This window comes from bacterium (genome assembly GCA_040755755.1).
Classification (GTDB): Bacteria; SZUA-182; SZUA-182; order DTGQ01; family DTGQ01; genus DTGQ01.
The window spans coordinates 40032-62740 of the sequence record JBFLZW010000069.1 but is presented as its reverse complement, the minus strand read 5'-3'; the positions used below and the strand labels follow the sequence as shown (position 1 = coordinate 62740).

The 22709-nt window shown below is 49.0% G+C and carries 21 protein-coding genes; 13 read left to right on the top strand and 8 right to left on the bottom strand.

The features are described from left to right. The first annotated feature begins 92 nt into the window (after nt 1-92). The 4 genes from AB1611_19345 to AB1611_19330 all read left to right on the top strand — a co-directional run bounded on the left by AB1611_19345 (nt 93) and on the right by AB1611_19330 (nt 2821). Nucleotides 93-587: a hypothetical protein gene (locus AB1611_19345; GenBank protein ID MEW6381739.1), complete on the top strand. Its 495-nt coding sequence runs from the start codon at nt 93-95 to the stop codon at nt 585-587. Nucleotides 588-646: 59 nt separating this feature from the next. Continuing rightward, nucleotides 647-1300 (top strand): hypothetical protein, encoded by a 654-nt coding sequence (locus AB1611_19340; protein MEW6381738.1) that lies wholly within the window; start codon nt 647-649, stop codon nt 1298-1300. A gap of 236 nt (nt 1301-1536) precedes the next feature. After that, nucleotides 1537-2670 (top strand): MFS transporter, encoded by a 1134-nt coding sequence (locus AB1611_19335; GenBank protein MEW6381737.1) that lies wholly within the window; start codon nt 1537-1539, stop codon nt 2668-2670. A 16-nt stretch (nt 2671-2686) separates the two neighbouring features. Next, nucleotides 2687-2821 (top strand): hypothetical protein, encoded by a 135-nt coding sequence (locus AB1611_19330; GenBank protein MEW6381736.1) that lies wholly within the window; start codon nt 2687-2689, stop codon nt 2819-2821. Nucleotides 2822-3174: 353 nt separating this feature from the next. Here the strand turns inward: AB1611_19330 and AB1611_19325 are convergent, their stop codons facing one another. Both AB1611_19325 and AB1611_19320 read right to left on the bottom strand, forming a co-directional pair. Beyond that, nucleotides 3175-4716 (bottom strand): ammonium transporter, encoded by a 1542-nt coding sequence (locus AB1611_19325; protein MEW6381735.1) that lies wholly within the window; start codon nt 4714-4716, stop codon nt 3175-3177. 21 nt (nt 4717-4737) lie between these two features. Continuing rightward, on the bottom strand, nt 4738-5076 hold the full coding sequence (locus tag AB1611_19320) for a P-II family nitrogen regulator (protein ID MEW6381734.1): 339 nt from the start codon (nt 5074-5076) through the stop codon (nt 4738-4740). A 373-nt stretch (nt 5077-5449) separates the two neighbouring features. On the opposite strand from AB1611_19320, the gene AB1611_19315 reads away from it, so the two are divergent. Both AB1611_19315 and AB1611_19310 read left to right on the top strand, forming a co-directional pair. Beyond that, a complete protein-coding gene (locus tag AB1611_19315) occupies nt 5450-5767 on the top strand; it encodes a hypothetical protein (GenBank protein ID MEW6381733.1) in 318 nt (105 codons plus the stop codon). After that, nucleotides 5764-6105: a hypothetical protein gene (locus AB1611_19310; GenBank protein MEW6381732.1), complete on the top strand. Its 342-nt coding sequence runs from the start codon at nt 5764-5766 to the stop codon at nt 6103-6105. Before AB1611_19315 ends, AB1611_19310 begins: the two co-directional genes overlap by 4 nt. A gap of 113 nt (nt 6106-6218) precedes the next feature. Here AB1611_19310 and AB1611_19305 read toward each other — a convergent pair whose 3' ends face one another. The 4 genes from AB1611_19305 to AB1611_19290 form a co-directional block, all read right to left on the bottom strand. Next, nucleotides 6219-6557 carry a P-II family nitrogen regulator gene (locus AB1611_19305; GenBank protein MEW6381731.1) on the bottom strand — a complete coding sequence of 113 codons (339 nt, stop codon included), beginning with the start codon at nt 6555-6557 and terminating at the stop codon, nt 6219-6221. A 145-nt stretch (nt 6558-6702) separates the two neighbouring features. Further along, the gene (locus tag AB1611_19300) at nt 6703-8583 is read right to left on the bottom strand and encodes an amino acid permease (GenBank protein ID MEW6381730.1); all 1881 of its coding nucleotides are present in this window, start codon (nt 8581-8583) and stop codon (nt 6703-6705) included. Nucleotides 8584-8653: 70 nt separating this feature from the next. Further along, nucleotides 8654-8992, bottom strand: a complete 339-nt coding sequence (locus AB1611_19295; protein MEW6381729.1) for a P-II family nitrogen regulator — start codon at nt 8990-8992, stop codon at nt 8654-8656. 419 nt (nt 8993-9411) lie between these two features. Then, on the bottom strand, nt 9412-9897 hold the full coding sequence (locus tag AB1611_19290; protein ID MEW6381728.1) for a DUF5658 family protein: 486 nt from the start codon (nt 9895-9897) through the stop codon (nt 9412-9414). Between the two features lie 302 nt (nt 9898-10199). Between AB1611_19290 and AB1611_19285 the strand changes: the two genes are divergently transcribed. Beyond that, nucleotides 10200-12365 carry a hypothetical protein gene (locus tag AB1611_19285; protein ID MEW6381727.1) on the top strand — a complete coding sequence of 722 codons (2166 nt, stop codon included), beginning with the start codon at nt 10200-10202 and terminating at the stop codon, nt 12363-12365. Between the two features lie 120 nt (nt 12366-12485). After that, a complete protein-coding gene (locus AB1611_19280; GenBank protein ID MEW6381726.1) occupies nt 12486-12791 on the top strand; it encodes a hypothetical protein in 306 nt (101 codons plus the stop codon). A gap of 193 nt (nt 12792-12984) precedes the next feature. On the opposite strand, the gene AB1611_19275 is transcribed toward AB1611_19280, so the two are convergent. Beyond that, nucleotides 12985-14934 carry a VWA domain-containing protein gene (locus tag AB1611_19275; protein ID MEW6381725.1) on the bottom strand — a complete coding sequence of 650 codons (1950 nt, stop codon included), beginning with the start codon at nt 14932-14934 and terminating at the stop codon, nt 12985-12987. Between the two features lie 496 nt (nt 14935-15430). Between AB1611_19275 and AB1611_19270 the strand changes: the two genes are divergently transcribed. Continuing rightward, the gene (locus tag AB1611_19270; GenBank protein ID MEW6381724.1) at nt 15431-16324 is read left to right on the top strand and encodes a M28 family peptidase; all 894 of its coding nucleotides are present in this window, start codon (nt 15431-15433) and stop codon (nt 16322-16324) included. Between the two features lie 76 nt (nt 16325-16400). Here the strand turns inward: AB1611_19270 and AB1611_19265 are convergent, their stop codons facing one another. Continuing rightward, nucleotides 16401-17744: a hypothetical protein gene (locus AB1611_19265; GenBank protein MEW6381723.1), complete on the bottom strand. Its 1344-nt coding sequence runs from the start codon at nt 17742-17744 to the stop codon at nt 16401-16403. A gap of 854 nt (nt 17745-18598) precedes the next feature. Here AB1611_19265 and trpE point away from each other — a divergent pair. The 4 genes from trpE to AB1611_19245 all read left to right on the top strand — a co-directional run bounded on the left by trpE (nt 18599) and on the right by AB1611_19245 (nt 22706). Further along, nucleotides 18599-20110 (top strand): anthranilate synthase component I, encoded by a 1512-nt coding sequence (gene trpE, locus AB1611_19260; protein MEW6381722.1) that lies wholly within the window; start codon nt 18599-18601, stop codon nt 20108-20110. A gap of 13 nt (nt 20111-20123) precedes the next feature. Further along, nucleotides 20124-20684, top strand: coding sequence for an aminodeoxychorismate/anthranilate synthase component II (locus AB1611_19255; GenBank protein MEW6381721.1), 561 nt, complete (start codon nt 20124-20126; stop codon nt 20682-20684). A gap of 27 nt (nt 20685-20711) precedes the next feature. Next, nucleotides 20712-21728 (top strand): anthranilate phosphoribosyltransferase, encoded by a 1017-nt coding sequence (trpD, locus tag AB1611_19250; GenBank protein MEW6381720.1) that lies wholly within the window; start codon nt 20712-20714, stop codon nt 21726-21728. Nucleotides 21729-22178: 450 nt separating this feature from the next. Then, complete coding sequence (locus AB1611_19245) at nt 22179-22706, top strand: TIGR04255 family protein (GenBank protein MEW6381719.1); 528 nt, start codon at nt 22179-22181, stop codon at nt 22704-22706. The last annotated feature ends 3 nt before the right edge of the window (nt 22707-22709 follow it).

Below are 22709 nucleotides of genomic sequence, written 5' to 3'. Positions count from 1 at the left end.
GCAAAATTAAACAATTATCAAAGGTTATGAGGAAGGTTAAAATGATACAATCACCTATGACAACAACCATGAAATCACCTCAGAAGTCAATTATGAAACCCCGACTAGGGACAAAGTATCCCCTGCGCTTCACGGTATTTATTCTGTTCACCCTGCTCGTGAGCAATCCGGCCATAATATCTCTCCCTGCCGAGGCTCAGGTCTCCCTTGTACCTGCGTTTTTCTCTACTCCCTTGTCATCAGGCGTTCCTCTGCTGCCGACACTCCCTCCTCCTCCGCTGCCGGTATTGCCGGCTCCGCCCCTGATTTCCCCTCTTCCCCTGCTGGCCGTTCCATCGCCATTTTTCCTGTCAAGAACTGCGGCTGTGGTTACTACTGCCACGCCCATCGTTACGGCAGCCGCACCGGCTGCTACTGTTGTTCCCCCTGCGACCACACCAGCCGGGCTGACGCTTACCTCCCTGATTCCGGCAACAGCTCCGGCACCTGTTTTGCCTCTGGCAACCACTTCTGTCTATGGCGCTTTGACCTCGCTGGTTCTGGCGGGAACATCACCGTATACCCTGCTTTCTTTTTTGCTCTTATAGCAACCAGACCTACTTGGCACTGATACCTGGCCTCAGTACAGCCAAAGGAGAAAATAACCATGAACACCAGGCACCGCATATATGCTCCGATAACTCCAATAGCTCAGATAAAGGGTTTGTTTTTCATTCTGATCGTAGTCGGGTTTTCCCTGATTAATTTTTCATCTGTCCGGGCTCAGAACTGGCAGGCACTTCCACCCTATAATACTCTGTGGCCGCTCTGGTCGCCTGCCTTGTCACCGGTCGATCCGGTAACCGGTATGCCCACCCCGATTGTCAGCAATCTGGCCAGGACCACGGTATTGCCTTCTCAGCCCGGCTTGACCTGGGATCCGGCCTGGCCAAACCCCTGGCTTTTGTATAATACGCCGTCAGGTATGCTTTTCTACGATCCTCTCTATGGCATAAATCCCTGGCCGCCAAGCTATCTGGTCGATCCGACCACCGGGGCACCAGTGCCGATTTCCCTGCCGAGCGGATATGCCGCCCTGCTGCCAACCCCGGCTACCTGGATACAGACTACCGTTCCTATTGCCAATCCAACCTATCTGGCAGCATATCCCTCGTATGCACCGCCCTCTCCTTTGCCCATCTCTACGGCTCTTTTGCTGGCCCTGGGGGCAACAACCTTACCTTCGACGATACCGGCCCTGCCCCCCGCAGCCTCGACCCTGCTTGGTCCGGCGGCGATTCTGGGCACGGCGGTTATCTGAGTACGATGCGCCCTCAATATGCCGGGGGTCAGGATCTGCAGATAGACTACAACCGGCAAGGGCAAGGTAGTAAATCAATGTCCAGTTGAAGCGCAGCGTTAATAAAGTGGGTGGGGCGAAAAAGCCCCACCCACCATGCGCTCCCCATTCCCGTCTTCACTCCAGGATGAAGAAGCGATGAGTGAGAATTTTCACTTGACAATCCACTTGCAAAGCTTCTAATATTGAGCGCTATTATGGCCTCACTGCGACAGATCCATTTCATTAATTTCAGCAGGAAACTGACCATCAATACGATATTCTTTCTGGTCCCCCTTTATTTCCTGCAAATCGGATTCACGGGGTGGCAAATCGGGGTGATTACTTCGCTCTATGCCTTTGCACCTCTGCTTTTTTCCTTCCCAACCGGATGGATCAACGACCGTCTCTCCATCAGGGGGATGATTCACGGGGCACTGGTGGTCCTGGTCATTCTCTTTCTCCTCATGGGCAGCATCAGAAATTTTATCCTGATGGCGATCCTTTTCCTGCTCCTGGGAGTTGCCAATAATGCCCTGGATATGTCCTGTAACAGCCTCTACTATAAAGATGAGACAGATATGGATCTGAACAGAAAGTACGGGCTGATGAATTTCTGGCTGTCAATGGGCGCTGCGGTTGGGGTTTTGCTTGGGGGGGTATTTACCTTCTACACTGACTTTCATACGCTGTTCATGGTCTATGCCGCTTATCTTGTTGCAGTGCTGCTTGGAGTGCTGAATCTTCCCGAAGGGAGGTTCAATCTCATTCCCATCAGGAAATACAAGCTGAGTCTCCTCAACAAAAAGACCATCCTTTTTTCGCTCCTGATTTTTATTCTCACACTTCACTGGGGTGCGGAAAGTACGGTCTACAGCCCTTTCTTACGGGAGACCTTTCACCTCAACAACCTGCAGCTTGCTCTCTATATTGCCCTGCCTCTCTTTATTCTTTCCTTTGCTTCATTTACCCTATGTTGTCTGAAATATAACCGCCGGATGAATGAGCGGATTTTTCTTTTCGCCATGCTCCTCTCCGGCATCGGTCATGTGCTTATGGTCCAGAGCAGTGTATCTGTTTCCTTTTTCTTCCGGGTCGTTCATGAGCTTGGGGATGGTTTTCTGGCCGCCCTGATTTTTGTCTTTATCTCCAGGCTGTTCGAGAAGGAAAACATCGGCGGAAGCTCCGGCATTCTCCTTGCTGTAATGACCCTGGGGCATATGGTGGGATCCCTGGTTTTTTCTCCGATCGGATATACGGCAGGTCTGCACTATCCCTTTATCATCTCCGGCCTGCTCCTGATCGTAAATACTGCTTTTGGGATTTATGTATTCAGGAGCGAACGATATTGAGGGGAGTAATAAGCTGATGAAGAAAGTGCATGATTTTTCAGAAGGTGAACGGGGCAAGTTCTACAAAGCTGAAAAGAAAAATTCAGACTTATCAACAGTAGTAAATAATCTTATCAAAATTGATATGCAACTAGCTGAATTTGTAAAGTAATTTTACTCCCTATTCCTGTAAGTAACAGATAACGAGCCATCCTATAAGAATGGCTTCATTCTCTGTCTTATACGATTTCTGAAATGGTCGTAGATTGCCCTTCCCATTGAGAGGACAACGACACTGAATCCCCCCATAATCACGGACCCGGCAGGAGCAGCGAAACACACAATCAGAATCGAGCAAACCAAGAGTCCGCACAACATACTCATCAGCACCGGTTTAAAGAATTCCATTTTAATCCTCCTCTCGAATTCAGAAAGTCCCCTGAAAGGATTTCGCTCTTTCAGGGGACTTTCCCAGGTTTATCGTCTATCTCAGGTTTATTACCTGTTTACAGGACCATGAATATTTTATGCTTCTGGAGATAACTCTACTGTATGAAAATCCGGATATGCAAGGATGCCGACTTCAGGAATGTCCAGACCTTCGATTTCCGCCTCTTTGCTTACCCTGATTCCGACCAGAAGGTCGCTGACCTTGAAGAATGCATAGAAGCTGACAAAGACGAAGGCAAAGCAGACCAGGCAGCCAATCAACTGGGCCATGAACTGTGAGGCATCGCCATAGAGAAGACCCCGTACGGTCCCTTCCACGCCGTTCCAGCCAGCACCATATCTACCGTCGGCAAAGATTCCCAAAGCCAGGCATCCCCAGATTCCATTGACTCCGTGGACTGAAACCGCTCCTACCGGGTCATCCACCTTCAGGACCCGCTCAACGAAGTAGACGCTTAAAATTACCAGCACTCCGGCTATGGCACCGATGATAAAGGCGGAGATACTGTTGACAAAGGCACAGGGTGCGGTGATAGCCACCAGCCCGGCCAGCATGCCGTTAGCGGACATGCTGGGATCGGGCTTGCCGGTGGTGTACCACATGTACAGCATGGCACTGAGCGCTCCGGCTGCTGAAGCCAGCATGGTATTGACCGCTACCACCGCCAGCCGCAGGTCCACACCAGCCAGAGTGCTGCCGGGGTTAAATCCGAACCAGCCAAAGGCCAGGATGAAGGTTCCCAGAATAGCCATGGGGATATCATGTCCGGGTATGGCATTGGGAGTTCCATCTTTATTATATTTCCCAACCCTGGGGCCTAATACTATAGCTCCGGCAAGTGCAGCCGTACCGCCTACGCAGTGAACCACTGAAGAGCCGGCAAAGTCTACCATCCCATGCCCAAGGCCAAAGTTTTCTCCCAGTTTCGCCAGCCATCCGCCGCCCCAGACCCAGTTGCCGTAAAGGGGATAGACCAGCATGGACATGAACAGTCCGAATATGCAAAAGTTCGAGAACTTCCATCGCTCGGCCATGGCTCCGGTGGGTATGGTCGCGGCTGTATCCATAAATACCATCTGAAAGAGGAACATGGCAAAGATGGCCACATCATAGGATGCCCCGGCCAGAAAAAAGCCCGTGCCGCCAAAGAGACCAAAGGGTTTTCCAAACAGGGTGATGGTAATCTCCCTGCTCAGGGCAGCACCCCCGCCCAGCGAGGCAAATCCTCCGACACCCCCCATTTGCAGCGCATAGCCGCAGATCCAATAGCCGGTCATACCAACTGCATAGACCATAAAGTTCATCATCATGGTTTCAGCCGCGCTCTTGGCCCGGCAAAAGCCGGTCTCTACCAGGGCGAATCCGGCCTGCATAAACATGACTAAAAAGCCGGTCAGCAGCAGCCACATGAAATTGATGGAGACCGTATTATGGCCGACAAAATCAGCCAGTTTCCCTACTGTCAGGGTCCCGGCATCAACTCCAAGGTCAGCCGCCGTCCCCGTTGCTGTCCCGACCGGATCGCTTGCGGCCAGAACCGTCCCTGCCATGAATATGGACAAGCATATGAAAAAGAATGCCAGAAAGAAATAAGCTCCAAGTTTTTGTCTTTTCATTGTTTTTACCTCTCTATCATACTACAGGGCGTCTTCGCCCCGTTCTCTGGTTCTGATTCTCATGACATCTTCCACCGGGGTAACAAAGACCTTTCCATCACCGATATTACCGGTTTTGACGGCATCGGCAATAACAGCCATTGCCTCCTGAACCTTTCCGTTCTGAATAATGATCTCGACCTTGACTTTAGGCCGAAACTCGATCGTATATTCAGTTCCCCGGTACATTTCCGTATGCCCTTTCTGCCTGCCGAACCCCTTAACCTCGGTCACGGTCATGCCTTTAACTCCGATCTTATCCAGGGCTTCTTTGAGGTCATCCAGCTTGAATGGCTTGATAATAGCTTCTATCTTCTTCATCGTGAGCAGCACCTCCTTAAAAATGCAATGAAAGTTGCCTCCCTGGCCAGGGGTGGTTTAATAACTTAAGAAAGACAACATTTCTTTCTCTTTTACTATATCCTCAGTGCAAGGGGTGTGCCAGGGTTGAAAAAAGGAAAATGTCCGAAAGAATAGCTGGATAACAATTTGTTTTTGTTATTACTAAACTGCTCGCTGGACATTTTGCTCCGGGTATGGTCACCTTTAGAGTGCCTGCCAATTAGCAGACACTACTGCCAGGATTGAGGCAAACAAAGAAGAGTTTTGCACCTCTTGTATTCACCGGATATTTGAGGTAAACTGCTTGTAATATATGAATTTTAACAATGGTTATTTTTAAGGGAGAAAGAAAATGGCTTTCTGGAAGCCAAAGAAGAATAACAATATTGAGGAAACGGGTGGTAGACTTTTATCATTCAACACGGATGTCTTAAATCCCCATGAAAAACAAAAGCTTTTTAGTGAAATTGATAAGCGGTCCGGTTTCACTGCATATCATGGCCATGTCGAACATGGATACTCATTGAAGTCGGTTACTGACCCAGAGAGGTGTCCACGATGTCACGCCCCGACAGAGCGGCATTACGGCAATTTTATTTATACTACCCAAACCGCTCTTCGTATAATGCATGCTCCAGCCGGTTTTTTTGTACAAAATGCCCAACGGTGATTATAGACGAAGACCTGCTGATATCCGGTGTATCAAGTGGGTATAGGTTCCAGGAGGTAGTGGGCCTGTCTGATGCCTACAGTGGTGGGGGTGGGATTAAAGATTTCTTCAAAACCTGGAATGGTGAGACGGCTGTTTATATCTATGATGAGTATGGCAGACTTTTGGGGCTCAATACTTTTCCCGGCAGGAGGAGGAGAGGTGCGGCGGCTTCAATGCGCATTCTCGATGTTAATCCTTCATCAAAGCAGGGAAAAACCAGGAAACACGACAGTAAGGTTGAATCGAGAAAACGTATGGCAAAACAATCGCGCAACCGAAACCGTCCCAAGAAATGACCATTATGCAGTGGATTCTCCGGCCCGGTTCCCATGAGCCTATCCCAAAACTGAAGATGCCGGGATTTTGGGACAGGTTCATGGTAGCGCTCCAGGCTGAGCCGGCCGCCTGCCTAGATCGCCTTTTCTCCTCTTTCTCCCGTGCGGATGCGGACGACATCCATGACATCGAAGATAAATATTTTCCCATCACCGGGCTGGCCTGTCTTGGCTTCCCTGATAATCGCTTCGACGATCGGCTCGACACGGTTGTCGGGAACAACAGCCTCCAGGCGGACCTTGGGAACCATTTCCATGCGGTAGCTGCTGCCCTGTCTCTCCTTCGTCAGACCCTTCTGGTTCCCATGACCTTCCGCTTGCGATATGGTAACACCGACACACCCTGCCACTTCCATCGCCTTGCGTACCGCTTCAATTTTCCCTGGGCGAATAATAATTTCCAATTTTTTCACGGATGACCTCCTTACGGAATGTAAAAGCCCGGCCAGAATTCAGGATAGCGGCTTTGCTTCCTGAATTCTGACTCTGACTCGTGACTCCTCTTAATTGGTAACTGATAACTGATCACTGATCACTGACCACTGGCCACTGTTTTTATCACATTGCGTAAACTCCCTTTTCTCCGGTACGGATACGCATGGCAGATGCCGCTTCGAGTACAATTATTTTTCCATCGCCGATATTTCCGGTACGCGCTGCATCGCTGATAACTGTCATCGCCCGATCGACATCCCAGTCTTTCACGATGATTTCCAGTTTCAATTTGGGCAGGAAACGAATAGTCTCTTCCTCCACTGGTGAACCGTCATCATTCTCACCGCGCTGACGTCCAAAACCGCGCACATCTATGACGGTCATACCCATAACCAGATTTTCCCGTCTCAAAGCCGAGACAACGTCGCCAAGCTGTTCGGGACGGATCAGGCAGGTCACCAGCCGTACGCGATAGGATTTCTGGACACTGGTCAGGGCAACGTAAAGGAGGCTCACCACAGCCCAGGCACCTGCAATGATGAAGCAAATCTTTGCCTCGGCCTGCGCATCGGCATTTCCGATGGTGTAGAGGTAAAGGATCGACACCACCATAACGATGTTGGCAATAAGGCCGAGGAAGGGAATTATCCCATGTTTGATAAAGCTGAAGTCCTTGCGGTTTTTAAAGGCGACGGTTGTCCAGATGCAGGTCAGGCCGTACAGGATGAAGGTCCCGAAGTTTGAAGCCAGTGTAATTCCCGTTAAGCCAACCACAGACCTGACTCCAATTGCCGCAATTATCGACGAGACTGCAACCAGTATCCAGAGTGCAACATGAGGCGTGCTGAATTTGCCGTGCAGGAAACCCATCATCTCCGGCAGTTCACGGGTTTCAGCCATACCGCAGGTGACACGCACGGCCGTATTCATGCAGCTCAAGGTGGTACCGACGATGGCGATGGCCACGGTAATGGCCATGGTTATCATCAAACCAAACCCCAAACCAGGAAGCACATGATCACCGATCAGTTTAACAAGATCGCCGATCGGTGCGCTCGACGCAGCCGCCGCAGCCATACCGGTTACTGTTGTGCCTCCGACAGCAGCGGTCAGTTTTTCACTGATCATGCTGCCTGCCGCAAAGTACTGGAGAAGATAAGCGAAAATTCCCTGAATGACCAAAGAAAGTATGATAGCCTTTGGGATATTTGTTTCCGGGTTTTTTGTTTCCGCAGCCAGGGCGGTACAGCTTTCAAATCCAACCAGAATTAAAATTGCCAGCGTGGATTGAATCAGCACTCCTTGCAGCGAATGCGGACGCATAACATCCCAGGCCCCGGTAAAAGCCCACTGGGTTGCGCTCTGGGGATTGGTAATCCGGTAATATATTGCCAGAGCGGAGAAAATGACCAGGGCGGTAAGCTGGATGATGTTGATCCAGAGTGCCGTGGCAGTCGATCCGGAAACACCGCGATAGCCGATATATCCGATCGCAATGGCGAATGCCGTCGCTATCACGGTCAAGGCCGTAATGGACAGGGTGGCACCCGTGAACTGAGTATAGATATAACCAATCAAAATAGCCATGAAAGCTACCATGACCCCCGGATAAACCCAGTAGAAAAGATGGGCTGACCATGCTGTCAGGAGCTTGGCAACACGGGACAGGGAAACCGGCGCAGAATGCTTGCTTCCATTGCGATCCATAAAGGCCTTCTCCGCAAAATAGCAGCAGCTTGCAAAACCCGCTTCCGGATACAACCTGGCGAGTTGGGCGTAAGACAAAGCGGTGAGAAAGGCCACAACCAGCGCCAAAACAATCCCTGCCCAGATATCAGAGGCGACCGAAGCCCCATTCGGTGCTGTTGCAGCAGCCTGTAACTGATAGGTAATCCATAAGAATGCCCCCGGCGCAATCAAAGCCATGGCGTTTACCGTGGCTCCGAGGAGCCCAAGTGTCGGTTTAATTTCCGGTGAATATATTTTTTCATAGTTCTTTGACATAATAATCCTCCCTTGGTGCATAGCTCTATTTTAATTCTTTAATTCTTTACTAACTCGGTATACTATTATCTTACAGGGCATCTTCACCCCGTTCTCTCGTTCTGATCCTCATGACATCTTCTATTGGAGAAACAAAGACCTTTCCATCACCGATATTGCCGGTTTTGGCAGCTTCGGCAATAACAGCCATTACCTCCTGAACCTTTCCGTCCTGAATAATGATCTCGACCTTGACTTTAGGCCGAAACTCGATCGTGTATTCAGTCCCCCGGTACATTTCCGTATGCCCCTTCTGCCTCCCGTATCCCTTGACCTCAGTCACGGTCATCCCCTTAACTCCGACCTTGTCCAGGGCTTCCTTGAGGTCATCCAGCTTGAATGGCCGTATAATGGCTTCTATCTTCTTCATCTTGAGTAATTCCTCTTTCAGGTGAAAGTGAAAATTTCTCTTACCTGCCTGCGATATTGAATAGTTTTATAAATATTATATTTCTTTCCCTTTACTGTATGTTAGCAGCAAGTAGCATGCCTGATTAATCTTTTAAAAAAACGAATCGTGAAGAAGTGAGTTAACTATTTGTTTTTCTTGCCAATAGGTGGGTTAAAAGAGGTTTCTCCCCCATCATTTTTATCGTCAAAACATCTGCCAATTAGCAGACACCTCTGCCAAAATTCAGGCAAAATCCAATTGGATCTAATAAGCTGCCTGGGGAATATCCTGCTCTTGCCATTCCTGACATTGGAGCATCTGCCAATTAGCAGTCATCATTGCCAGAATTTGTTCAAGGTTGGAATAATGAGGTAAAGGCACGAAGTGCCTTTCTTCGATCAGAGGGATGCCAGGGAGGAAAAAATATAGAGATGAGAGCAGAGCACCAAAAGGTACAGACCAAAGATGGCCATAAGCGTCAGCCTCGTAAACCTGAAATTAATCCGCACGCAGAGGAAGATCAACCCCAGGCTGGTCAGCCAGTATTTTACCAGAAAGAACCAGGAGACACCCCTGTTCAGCAGGTAAGCCATAATCGGGTTGAATTCCGGGATGTCCAGGCAGAAGACGTTGAACAGGGTGAAGTACCCATCGAGAATGCACAGAAGCAGGACCAGACAGATGACCAAAAGAAGCCTGTGACTGTATCGATCCACATAAACTTGAGAAGGATCGTTTATTCGCCGTTTTCCCTCCCTCTGCCCTGACAAGATACTATATCTACTCATGGCGGGAGTAGGACATACCCGCCGTTCCAGGCGCAAACGGCGGTCGGATTGGTCTGTAATGGTGAATTCTGAATATAATTCCCTTGGTGACTGCATTCAAAAGCCTTAATAAACAGGAAAACCTGTCAGTGTTTATTCTTATAGTAATATTTTATTGGGTCGGCGATAAATTATCAAGAAGGAAATCGATGTCAGAACCAATTTGTGGAGATTGGCTCTTGTTCTCCCGATCGGCATTTCAATTGCAATATTCTTGAGCTCAAGAGAATTTGATATAGGAGCTGGGATCCGGAAGATCAGGTTCGTGGATACTTGTTTTTCCTGCTTGTGTCTGGCTATTGAGCTGCGTTCATGCAGTAAATTACTGAACACTTTTTCGGGAGGGGGCATTTCCACACATGATCAAAGGGAAGTATATCTGCTCATTTTTTAAACCTGCTCTTTTTGGATCGATCGCAGTGCTCATGTTCTGGCATACGCCAGCAGCCCGCTCCACCGAGTTGCCGCTCATGGATATGCAGATGATGATGACCGGAAATGCCCTCATGACTGCCAATGGAGATATTCTGCTGGATAACTTTGAATACTGGGATAGCCCGTTGAATCATGGCTGGCAACTGGGAGAGCCAGCCTATCCTGTCTATGGAGGGTCAGCCGGTTACGGGACAGTTAATGGAGTGGTGGATTTTCAGGAAGGCAGCAGAGTGCTCGATGTTTACCGTCCGGCATCCATCTTTTTACCCTTCAGCTCCCAATACATGCCGTATACGATAACCAAAGCCGCCGTTTACCCGAACGGGAATTCCCTGGTCCCCATAAGCGCTGACAACGCTGATTTGAGCTTTAAGATCCGTGCTCCTCTGGCCATAGAAAATTTCGATACCTTCAGTTTTGTGGTCATCGGAACTACGGAAAAAACCTATCTTACCGGTCAAAACGCCGGGGCAAACCATGCTTTTCAACTTGTCTTATTCCCCCGGGAGGCTCTCAACGGAAGCGGCAGAACAGGGATCGACTCTCTTGACCCGAACAGCGTCAATCTGGAGGTCAATCCGGCCATCTGGGTTTATCTCGGCAGGCAGTTTCAGGATGGAACCTGGCATGCAGTCAATATCGATATCAGGCAGGCTGTCTTCAAGGCCACCGGTGAGAACCTCAAGGAGATCACGGCTATTCAGGTAAGGGGCAACCAGTATCGGTTGGATGACATTATCTTTTTCAAAAAATCTCCCTATAAAAACCGCGCCCCCTACCTGTTCCGGATCGGCCCGCTCTACGCCCTCCTGTTTGACCAGACCGGCCAATACAGCAGCAGGCTCATTTTTGCCGAAGATCCGGACCTTGGCACATGGTGCCTTGATCCGAACGGAAAAGCGCTCTGTTATGATAAACCGAGAGACCCGGTAACGAGAGTACCCACCATGATGGATGTCCCCTCTGATGTATTCACCAATTACAAAGATGAAAACCTGCTCTACGCCATCGACTCGGAAGGCAACAGGAGGTTTGTCAACGGCAGGAAGGGAGATGCCCTCAGCTTCAGGCTTACGGTCGGCGGGCCGGGAGCTCAGGGGGTGGAAGCTCCCTACCTGTACAGCAGGATCCCGTTGATTTACCAGGATCCTGCTACCGGCAACGCGATACCTATACCAAATTATGCCCAATATTTGCGCACTTACTTTGGCATTACCGCTATCCCCAAGTGGAATGTGCCCATAACTCAGTGGATTTCCGGAGAGGAGCATTTCAGGAATCTCCAGTATGCGCTGATTAACAGCGGCTTTTCGTACCTGCCCAATGTCATTGTTCTGCGGATGCAGGGGCAGGTACTGGAAGAGCTTATCGTCACCTGTGAGGTATCCGACGGGAGGCTTTCCGATGTGGAAACCTTCCCCGTTTCGGTGGTCAATTATCCGGTGACCAATAACCCTCCAAAAATTGAGCAGCTTTCTGATCAGTGCTTTGAGGTAGGCCAAGTTCCCAGTCAGCGGGATATTATTATGGGGGGATTGTCGATGTCCGATGATCAGGTCATTACCAATGTCTATACCATAACGGCCACGGATTCGGATCCGGGTGACATTCTGACCTATTCGGCTACCCTGAATGGACTTCCTTCGTATCAATATGGCCCGTGGATGGAAAGCATCATCGATCCTTTCCGGGGGGTTATCGCTTTTACTCCCCAGTTTGAAGGCTCTTTTCAGTGCGTCGTCACAGTCCGTGATTCCCGGGGAATGGCTGCCGTGAGCTCATTCAATCTCTTCTGCATTAACAGGGGGACATGGTTAAACCATCCTCCAATCGTCGTTGAACAAATCCAATCGCCTCAGCAATGCCGGGCAGGAGAGCTTTTCACCCTGTCTGAGCTGAAAATGTTCGATCCCGATGATCAGAAGATATTCTATTCCTGTAACATCGGGGCAGTCAGCAATGATGGAGTCTTTACTATCCAGACCCAGTACCCCGGCCAGTATCTGGTTCAGATCACCGGCTATGACAGCCTGGGCGGATGTGTGACCCAGCAATTCCTCCTGGATGTAACCCCCTGGTGGTCTTATTAAGGAAATCACAATGGTGAATTATTGGTGAATTATTTGTTTGACAATATACACTAATATCTATTATCTTACTATCGATAGATTTATCAGGGGTGAAACTGAAGAAGCAAAGGCGGCTACAAGATGAGCGTAGAGGTAATGGAATTATTCAATATTTTCTCAAAGACTTACACTAAAGAAGAAGCTCAGACTATAGTAAAAGACATCGAGACCTTGATAAATGACCATAAGCTGGAATTAGCGACGAAAGGTGATCTTCGAGAAACAGAGCTTAAACTGACCAAAGAAATCAAAGAGACGGAGTTGAGGCTTACGAAGGAGATAGAACAGGTAAAATCTGGTGTTATCAAATGGGTGGTCGGTTGGGTTGCCGGTCTTTTGATTGCTTATACAGGAGTAATTGTAACTGTACTTTCACTGTTAAAATAGTCGATCCCGGATCGATGTGCGGCATCGATCCGGGATGTGGTCATCATTGGTCCGAACCGTTGGGGCCATGCCAATGAGCGGTTAAGGCATTATTTCATCAAAGAGGAATCAAGGCTACCCGGGCAAAACGGGTCCACCAGGTACCGCACGCGGTTTCATCGTCAATCCTACCCAGCCTCAAGCGGACAGGCCGTTAATACAAGCTCAATTTCTCCAGCACATCAACTTCCTGCTGCAAGGTCTCGTCACCGATGGCCTTCATTTCATCTTTAAAGTGTTCGGCAAATTCCTTGAACAATTGCTTGTATTCCCTGGAAACCGTGAGATTGACCGACTGGCGCTCCCATTCACCCAGCAGGGTTGGACAGGGACAGGGGATAGGAATGACGATGCCCTTTTCATAGGTAACCGCAGGTACAACCGGCTCATGGCGGGCCTTGCTTTTGCGCTCATCGATAATCCAGTTTTTCAGCAGATCCGCATAGCTGGAAAGCAGGACAGCCTTTCTCACTCCCGTGTTGGCAAAAAATTCCTGCTCCTGACTGCCAAAAACTATCTCTTCGCTCACACGGTCAGTCTTTCCTTCTCTGTCCTCATACGATACTGTCAACTTTATCCCGGCATCGTTCGCTATCTTTTTGAGTTTCAGCAGGACGACACCGCCCCTGGTTCCTTCTTCTGTTTTGCTGGATGGAAACAGGGTATTGACTTTCATGATCTCGCCGGTTGCCTCGTTGGCTTCAGGAGACCCGTACACCTTGGCAATCTCATAGCCTGACGCCTCAAGGCGCAGCTCCAGATTGAAGACCAGAGGTGTAACCATATAATCGAAGTTCTCATCCATCTGCTCCTTGAATTGAGCCGAGGAATGAACGGAATAGTAATTGGCGCCTCGCACCTTGGTTATATATTCCACCAGCTCGGTGTTAAAATCGACTCCGATGCCGATAAAGGTGCTGTATACCTTGTTATTGGCATTCTTTTTAGCCATACCGAGGAGCCCTGTTTCGCTGGTGTCCTCCGTGTTTGGCATGGCATCAGTCAAAAAAATGATCCTGTTTTCATATTGGGAGTGATCTATGTCCAGATATTCATTAAAAAGCTCAGTCCCTTTTTTCATCCCGGCAGACATATTCGTCCCCCCACGGCTGGTAAGCTCCATAACGTGATCCTTGATGGCCTGCATGTCCGTTTCTCCAACCAGTCTCAATGGCTTGGACAAATAAGCCCGATCGTCAAAGCAAACCATACCGAAGCGGTCATCATCCTTGAGATGATCAATAAGGGCAGCAATGGATTCGGTAGCAACCCGGATCTTGCTCTTCCCGACGCTCTCACTTTCCTTGATTTCATGCCAGACGCCAAACCGGTCATAATAGTAGGAGTCAAAAGACGACCCCATCGAGCCTGAAATGTCCAGAACAATAACCAGGTTCAATTTCTTCCTCTGAAAATCACCCGCCTCGATGCCCGAATTCAATCCAACCGACAGGTAATAGTCTTCCTTTTCAGAAAAGATATCCCGGGAGACAGCCATGCTGTAGGAAGGGCAAAAAAGCTTCTGGCACTCACCCTGCTGGCCAGTGTCGAAATAATAGTCATAGAACAGCCCTTCATAGGTCACATCGCTAGGAATGGGAAGATAGCCGTTTTTGATATTCGAACGGAAGTTGTTGATATCCTTTGCTCCACCCGTTGAAAGGCCGATGGAGGAAGAAGAAGCCATTGCTCCACCGGCAGCGATGCCATACATGGCAGGAAAGAAAGGAGTGTATCCCCCCCCAGAGCTGTTTGATGTCCACTCTTCCTGCCAGTCATCAACTTTAGCCTTCCCGTTCCCTCCTGGTGTTCCTCCTCCATCCAGGCAGGATGGTTGCCCTAAGTACTTCTTGAACAAACACAGGGCATCTTCGGGAGTGACACTGCCATCCTGGTTTATGTCCGCCTGAGCAGAACAGGAAACTCTTCCAAGATAGCAGTTAAAGACCAAAAGTGCGTCCTGCGGAGTCAATACTCCATCTCCATTCAGGTCACCGACGGGGGGCCGGGCTGCCCCGGATTGCAGGACGGAAACTGCCAGAATGGCCACGGACATTATTCCTGCGATTCCTAAAACCACATTGAAGACTAATACCTTTTTCATGGTTCCCCCTCCTGAAAAAATTAAAAAAATTAAACTTTATATAAAATATAGTCAATTTAACTCCGCATTGTCAAGAGTGGAAATACCTGAAGAAAAGAAGAACCGGGGGGAGGGGCTGACCACTGGCCACTAAATTACCGTCTTCCTTCTTTAATACTCGGCCAATCATCATCCTCAGCAGTGACCCTATCTTTGGCGATTCCCCTCTATCAAGATTGTTATCCATAAATGCTCAATCTTATTCGACTGGTGCGGAATCGGGGGTCTTATCGGAATAACTTGCCGATAATACGTCGTTCCGGATATCCTAATGGCAAAATTTATGGTATAACGATTAAATCATGTTTTTCACCTTTTTTCTGATTACCATACTATAACCGCATTCAACCTGATGGAGGAACTACCGATGATCGGCAATTTCCGGATGAATCCTGCCGGTAAACAACACAGAGTGATGACCGTGGCAATTTTTTTCTCTCTCATATCTTCCTGGATAATGATCATATGCTTCAGCGGATGTCAAAAAACATCCCGCCAAAGCCCGGTCGATGGCCGGAGAGCCTGGCAGCACGTTGAGAAAGTCGCAGGTTTTGGCCCCCATCCTTCGGGTTCAAAGGCATTGGAAGAAGTTCAGCGATACATCAAGAGTACCCTGACAGAGGCGGGATGTTCGATCAGCGAACAGAGTTTTACCGCTTCCACCCCGATCGGCGGCATACCGATGAAAAATATTATCGGAGCGCTGGCAGGAAAGCGGGAGGATATCATTCTGCTGGCCACGCATTATGAAACCAAGCTCTTTACCGAGTTTGATTTTGTAGGAGCAAATGACGGCTGCTCCGGAACAGGCCTGCTGCTGGAATTGGCTACAGCCCTGGGAAAGGTCCGCAAAGACCTTGACTGTACGCTCTGGTTTGTCTTTTTTGATGGTGAAGAGGCATTCATTCAATGGTCTCCTGATGACAGCCTCTATGGCAGCCGCTATCTTGCCAGCCAGCTTCTGGCGAAGAGGATGCTTCCCCGGATCCGGTCGGTGATTCTTCTGGACATGATTGGCGATAAAGACCTTACCATCTGCCGGGAGAAATATTCAACCACATGGCTCCAGGACCAGATATGGTCTGTTGCTTCGGAGATGAATTACCAAAAGTACTTCCGGGAATGCAGCCAGATGGTCATGGATGACCATTGGCCGTATCTTCAGGCAGGAATCCCCGCTGTGGATATCATCGACTTTCAGTATGGCGGAAGCGAACCGCCGGGCGTCTATTGGCATACGGCTCAGGATACCCTGGACAAGCTCAGTGCGGACAGCCTGCAGGTTGTCGGAGATGTAGTTTACCAGAGTATATTCCGGATTCAGAAGGAATTATTTAAGGGGACAAAATAAATACGGGGGATAAGGATGACTGATATCAGTCATCCTTATCCCCCGTACCATAAAGGGTAACAGTCAAAAATAAGGATTAGAACAGGCCCAATCCAAACATCCCAAGGCCGCCGACTCCGTTCGCCAGAGCGGCTATGCTCAGGGGATCAAAAGCTCCAAGGCCGGTCAGCCCAAGACCAAATCCGAAGGGATCAAAACCCAATCCTGCATTCAGGCCCACCGGGGGAATAGACAGACCCAGGGGCGGATACAGAGCAGGCATGGTCAATCCGGCAGTCTGAAGTCCAAGTCCCAAGCCAGGATTCATCAGCCCATACATCCCATAGCCAGGCTGCTGCCCGTAGCCGGGATAGAGCTGCTGCCCGTAGCCAGCGGCATATTGCTGTCCGTAGCCAGTCGCGGGATATTGCCCGTAGCCGCTTGTCGGATACTGCCCGTAGCCGCTTGTCGGATACTGCCCGTAGCCGGACGTGGGATACTGGCCATATGGGGTCGGATACTGGCCATATGGGGTCGGATACTGGCCGTAACCGGACGTGGGATACTGGCCGTAACCAGAGGGATACCCGTACGCAGAAGGATATTGGCCATAACCATAAGGATACTGCCCATAGTAGGCACCATAAGCCTGTGCGTACCGGGGATCGGCCGAATAGGGGTTAGTCGCATAGGGATAAGCCCCATAGGGATATGCACTCGTACCACCGCCGGCCGTAGTTGGCGGATAGCCATAGTATGCATAATATGCTGCATATGGATCGGTCGCCGTCTGACTGGTGGCTGTCTTCTTGGTCACGTACATATAGGAGGGTTGGAAGTTGATATTCGTGGTATCGGATAAATCGCCATTAGCATCTTTAAACTTCTGGATAGTATTAATAGTGGCAAAATCAGAATCATCGACTATCCAGTCCGGGCTGGTAAAGTTGGAATTATTGGCCAGGGCAATTGAATAGAGTATGAAGTCATCACCGTAAATGCGGATTTTTTCAACCTTGGCCTGTGGATCTCCGGGAGTGTAGAAATGTGTTCCCATCAGGATGGCAAAGTTTCTCGACGTGAGATCACTCAGGTCTGCCTCATAAGTCTCTCGGGTCGCAGCCGTAGCATTGAAGAAACCTGTCCCGATGTTAACGACATATGAGTCAGATGACGGGATTGAATACACGGTAGTGGTGTTATCCACCGCTTTGAAAGTTATCGTAAAATCGTCACCTGCATCATCAACCATGTAGACCACCACATCATACGTCTTTGCCGCTTCGATCTCCCATTGGATGTATCGAGATGCCTCATCGATGTCGTCGAATTCTATATAGGTGTCAGTGGTGGCCGCCAGGAGCTGACTGCCCGTAAAGAAAAACATAGTCAAAAGAAACAGGCCTATTCCCAACGCCTTCAAAAACCATATTTTTTTCATTAAGTTCCCTCCTCGATGAATATCCTTCCAAGGATATATCACGCGCTGCTATGCTCATTGATAATTCATGATAATTATGTCTATTTGCGGATTAGCGACTCGACGAATTCACCTCCTCCTCAAAGCTGCCAGGCATTTCAAGAGCTTGCCCGTTCCTGATGTAAAAAATAAGAATGAAATAATCATTCATTATTATCTAGGGTATAAAATTATAGGAAAACTGAACAAAGACATATGCAATATGTATGCCTGCCGATAGACCTTATAATGATGAGACCATGACTCTGCCATATCTTTAAAAGACGGAGTTAAGAGGCTTGCATTATGGCATCTTGCGGATAAAGGTGAATAAAAATTTCCGCTGCCGGAAAAAAATACGATACCAAAGTTTATGAAAAATGTTTCACCAGGCGATAACTATGGTTTTTATGTTATCAATTCAAGAGGTTGTGGACTATGAAAAAAAATTCATAGCGTGTAAATACTTGCACCCCGAGCAGGATATCAGGGTCGCGAGATGTATATCCAGAGAAAATGCAGCCCATTTTTCTTATGACGTGCCGAATTATCCCTTGACAGAACAGAGGGATTTGGCTACTATTTATTGAGAAAAACTCTTTGTTATAATCAAAAAGGGAACAAAAATGAATTTTACGGGATATAAATATCTTATCAGGCAGGCGGGATGGCGTTCCTGGCGGGAGAGGCCCCCTCTGGCTGCCTGATTCAATGAAAGGCACGCATAGCCATAGGGTCCTCATAAGATCAAGGATTCTATGGCTTTTTTGTTTTTAGGGTTTTTCGACTATTTGCCATCATTAATCTAACACCAATTTGGAGATAAGCGAGAATATATGTATTACCCGGATAAAGGAGAGTTTCAAAAAATGGCCTTGCGGGGTAATCTCATCCCTGTCTACCGTGAAATCTGTGCTGATCTGGATACTCCGGTGTCGGCCTTCAGGAAAATCGACAGCGGGAAATCCTTTCTGCTGGAAAGTGTCGAGGGTGGCGAAAAGATCGCCCGCTATTCTTTCCTCGGATCCGATCCGGTCACCGTTATTCTCGGCCATAAGGGAGAGGTGAAAATCCAGGAGAGATCCCGGCCAGGCACGGTGATTTCCACCCCTAACCCCCTTGCGGTCTTAAAAGAACTGATGAGCAGGTTTCACCCGGTTCCGGTGCCTGGACTGCCGCGATTCTCCGGAGGTGCAGTAGGATATATCAGTTATGATTATGTCCGCTCTCTGGAGCCTATACCCGATGAGAATCCGGATGATCTCAACCTGCCGGAGATGGCATTCTTTCTGGTCGATACCCTTCTCATTTTCGATCATCTGGCGCATACCATTAAAATTGTATCCAATGCCTTTATTGAAGATTCGGCAGACCGGGCCTATGATCAGGCTGTCGAAAGGATCGATCATCTCTATGAACGGATGAAGATGCCGGTGGCCTCTTCTCAGATTCTGGATGGCGATATCATGCTTCGCCGCCGGGCATCCAGCCCTGCGGCTGATTTCATCCAGAGCCAATCGAAAATCAGCTCGAATTTTACCCCGGCAGGTTTTGAAGAGTGCGTTATGAAGGCCAAGGAATACATTGCCGCGGGCGACGCTATTCAGGTCGTCCTGTCTCAGCGGCTTTCGACCGAGATTTCCAGCAATCCTTTTGACCTTTACCGGGCGCTTCGGCTGGTTAACCCTTCCCCCTATATGTATTATCTGCACTACGACGATACCAGTATCGTCGGGGCGTCGCCTGAGCTTCTGGTCCGGGTGGTGGACGGGGTGATCGAGGAGCGGCCCATCGCCGGTACGCGAAAGCGCGGAGCCACCGAGGAAGAGGACAGGTTTCTGGCCGAAGACCTTCTGGCGGATCCCAAGGAGCGGGCCGAGCATATCATGCTGGTCGATCTGGGAAGAAACGATGTCGGCAGGGTTTGCAGGCCCGGCACGGTACAGGTGACCGAACTGATGGTCATTGAAAAATATTCCCACGTGATGCACATTGTCTCGAATGTCAAGGGCATACTCCAGGATGACAAGGATTGCTTTGATGCGCTTTCGGCCTGCTTTCCTGCCGGGACGGTGTCCGGGGCTCCCAAGGTTCGGGCCATGCAGATTATCGAGGAACTGGAGCCGGTCAGGCGCGGCCCGTATGCCGGGGCCGTCGGCTATTTCGGGTTTTCCGGAAATATGGACACCTGCATTACCATTCGAACGATTGTCATCAAAGGAAAGACCGCCTATATCCAGGCTGGTGCGGGGATCGTAGCCGATTCCGATCCCCGGCTTGAGTACCAGGAAACATTAAACAAAGCAATGGCCCTGATCGAGGCCATCAGAAAGGTGGAAAGTGATTAGTCCGAAGGTTCTCATGATCGATAATTACGATTCTTTTACCTATAATATCGTCCAGTATCTTGGAGAATTAGGGGCAGAGGTTCTCGTCTACCGCAATGATGACCTTACGGCGGAGCAGATTCCAAAGCTTTCTCCGGACAGGATCGTTATCTCACCCGGCCCCTGCACCCCGCTGGAAGCCGGAATCTCCAATGAGGTCATCATGGCCTTCGGTGCCTCCATCCCGACTCTCGGCGTCTGCCTGGGGCATCAGTGTATCGGCCACTGCTTTGGCGGTGAAGTGGTAAGGGCCGATCGGCTGATGCATGGCAAAACCTCGATGATCTATCATGACGGGCAAAAATTATTCCGCGGCCTGAGCAACCCTTTCATCGCCACCCGCTACCATTCCCTGATCGTCAGAGCCGAGACCCTCCCGGCATGTCTTGAGATTACCGCCCGGACCAAAGAGGGCGAAATCATGGGTATCCGGCATAAAGAATACCCCATTGAAGGAGTTCAGTTCCATCCGGAGTCCATTTTGACCAAGGAAGGAAAACTGCTGCTGAAAAATTTTCTGGAATTTGAAACATAGATTATAGATTAAGGAGGAAGAATGGCCATGATCAAGGAGGCTATCGCTCAGATTATAGCAGGCAAGGACCTGTCCCGTCAGGAAGCGGTGGATGTCATGAGAGAAGTTATGGAGGGGGCGGCTACCGATGCTCAGATCGCCAGTTTCATTACCGCCCTGCGGATGAAAGGAGAAACCATCGAAGAAATCACCGGGTTCACTCAGGTTATGCGGGAGAAGGCCGAGCGGGTGAATCTCGATACCCCGGTCCTGGATACCTGCGGAACGGGCGGGGATGGTGCTCATACCTTCAATATCTCGACGGCAACGGCTTTTGTGGCTGCCGGTGCAGGCGCTGTCGTGGCCAAGCACGGAAACCGGTCGGTTTCAAGCAAGTGCGGAAGCGCAGACTGCCTGTTAGCCCTCGGAATTGAAATTATGGCCGAGCCCCCGGTGGTGGAAAAATGCCTCCGGGAGGCAGGAATAGGCTTTTTCTTTGCTCCGCTCTGGCATAAATCCATGAAGTATGCCATCGGCCCCAGAAAAGAGATCGGCATCCGGACCGTGTTCAATGTCCTTGGCCCGATGACCAATCCGGCAGGGGCCGAGTGCCAGTTGCTGGGAGTCTACGACCAGGCTTTGCTCAGTCCCCTGGCCCACGTCCTGAAGAACCTGGGAAGCACCAAGGCAATGGTTGTTCACGGCCTGGACGGCCTGGACGAGATTACCACCACTGGCCGGACAAGGGTTTGCGAGTTAAAGAACGGCTCGGTTATCGACTATGAAATCGATCCGCAGGATTTCGGGCTCCCCCTGGCCAAAAAGGAAGACCTGGCCGGTGGAACAGCCGAAGAAAACGCCAGAATCGTGATGGATGTTCTCAAGGGCGTGCAGGGTCCGGCCAGAGATATCGTCCTCCTCAATGCCGGGGCTGCCCTGTATGTTTACGGAAAAGCCGAAAATCTGGCCGATGGCATCAGCCTGGCTGCCCGGTCCATCGACAGCGGCGCAGCGTTGGACAAGCTGGAGATGCTTCGCAAATGTGTTCAGGAAGTTAAAAGTTAAGTTATCGGTTATCAGTAGCGCAAGGTTTCATCCTGCGCCGTGGCCGAAACACCACATAAGTAAAATGGAAATCTTTGGTGATTTAATTATGGTTTCAATTATGGTAAAATTCAGAGTGAAAGTGGCGTGATTAGAGGGAATGGCACTTACATAAGCCAAGCTTATAATATAGAGAGGACACAAAGCACACAGGGAAAAAAGATCTCCCGCAGAGACGCAGAGACGCAGAGAACAACCAATCCGGCAAGGTCCTGATGAAAGTCGGGATATATCGATGTGTCAACGGCCTGGAAGCAAGCAAAAAGTAAAAAGGCACAAGGAGGAACTTATTTTACTTTTACTTTTCAATGATATCCTCTGCGTCTCAGCGTCTCTGCGGGAGAATTACTAATTCTTATGTAAGTGCCATTCTGATTAGAGGAGCTATATTGATAAGTAAAGAGGAAAATAATGTTTAATTTTCCAAAAGTTAAGAAAGAGCCTGAATTTCAGTATAAGACTAACTTTTTGAAATCAGTTATCTTTCAGTTTCAGTATCCGGAAAATAATTCTGTTACTAACAATAAAGAGCTTTGGAAAAAAGCTCTTGAAAATAAATACCCAAATATTAAAGCCATATTTCATAGTAAGGTAAAATTTGAACTTAAACCAGATAATAAGACTTCTTTGCTTCAACAACCCCAAAATACAGCAAGGGGATTTGAGTTTAGGAAAAAGGATAATAGTATTGTAATAGCGTTTACAAATGATTCATTTACTGTGACGATCTTAGGTGTTGCATACTCGAATTTCAATCGTATGTTCAATGAGGTTAAGAACGATTTTTTCCCTTTGTTTAAACAGGCTGGCATAAGTTCTTTTAATAGAGTGGCGATTAGAAAAATTAATTTATTTGGGTTTGATCAAGAGAATGACTCCAATTCCCCTCAAATATACCCTCAAAGTTTAAAAAGATATTTGCCGGTGCAGTATGCTTAATGA

Coding starts and splice junctions, on each gene's coding strand:
- AB1611_19345 (MEW6381739.1), top strand. CDS start 93: ATGAAACCCCGACTAGGGACAAAGTATCCCCTGCGCTTCACGGTATTT.
- AB1611_19340 (MEW6381738.1), top strand. CDS start 647: ATGAACACCAGGCACCGCATATATGCTCCGATAACTCCAATAGCTCAG.
- AB1611_19335 (MEW6381737.1), top strand. CDS start 1,537: ATGGCCTCACTGCGACAGATCCATTTCATTAATTTCAGCAGGAAACTG.
- AB1611_19330 (MEW6381736.1), top strand. CDS start 2,687: ATGAAGAAAGTGCATGATTTTTCAGAAGGTGAACGGGGCAAGTTCTAC.
- AB1611_19325 (MEW6381735.1), bottom strand. CDS start 4,716: ATGAAAAGACAAAAACTTGGAGCTTATTTCTTTCTGGCATTCTTTTTC.
- AB1611_19320 (MEW6381734.1), bottom strand. CDS start 5,076: ATGAAGAAGATAGAAGCTATTATCAAGCCATTCAAGCTGGATGACCTC.
- AB1611_19315 (MEW6381733.1), top strand. CDS start 5,450: ATGGCTTTCTGGAAGCCAAAGAAGAATAACAATATTGAGGAAACGGGT.
- AB1611_19300 (MEW6381730.1), bottom strand. CDS start 8,583: ATGTCAAAGAACTATGAAAAAATATATTCACCGGAAATTAAACCGACA.
- AB1611_19295 (MEW6381729.1), bottom strand. CDS start 8,992: ATGAAGAAGATAGAAGCCATTATACGGCCATTCAAGCTGGATGACCTC.
- AB1611_19290 (MEW6381728.1), bottom strand. CDS start 9,897: ATGCAGTCACCAAGGGAATTATATTCAGAATTCACCATTACAGACCAA.
- AB1611_19285 (MEW6381727.1), top strand. CDS start 10,200: ATGATCAAAGGGAAGTATATCTGCTCATTTTTTAAACCTGCTCTTTTT.
- AB1611_19280 (MEW6381726.1), top strand. CDS start 12,486: ATGAGCGTAGAGGTAATGGAATTATTCAATATTTTCTCAAAGACTTAC.
- AB1611_19275 (MEW6381725.1), bottom strand. CDS start 14,934: ATGAAAAAGGTATTAGTCTTCAATGTGGTTTTAGGAATCGCAGGAATA.
- AB1611_19270 (MEW6381724.1), top strand. CDS start 15,431: ATGATCATATGCTTCAGCGGATGTCAAAAAACATCCCGCCAAAGCCCG.
- AB1611_19265 (MEW6381723.1), bottom strand. CDS start 17,744: ATGAAAAAAATATGGTTTTTGAAGGCGTTGGGAATAGGCCTGTTTCTT.
- trpE (MEW6381722.1), top strand. CDS start 18,599: ATGTATTACCCGGATAAAGGAGAGTTTCAAAAAATGGCCTTGCGGGGT.
- AB1611_19255 (MEW6381721.1), top strand. CDS start 20,124: ATGATCGATAATTACGATTCTTTTACCTATAATATCGTCCAGTATCTT.
- trpD (MEW6381720.1), top strand. CDS start 20,712: ATGATCAAGGAGGCTATCGCTCAGATTATAGCAGGCAAGGACCTGTCC.
- AB1611_19245 (MEW6381719.1), top strand. CDS start 22,179: ATGTTTAATTTTCCAAAAGTTAAGAAAGAGCCTGAATTTCAGTATAAG.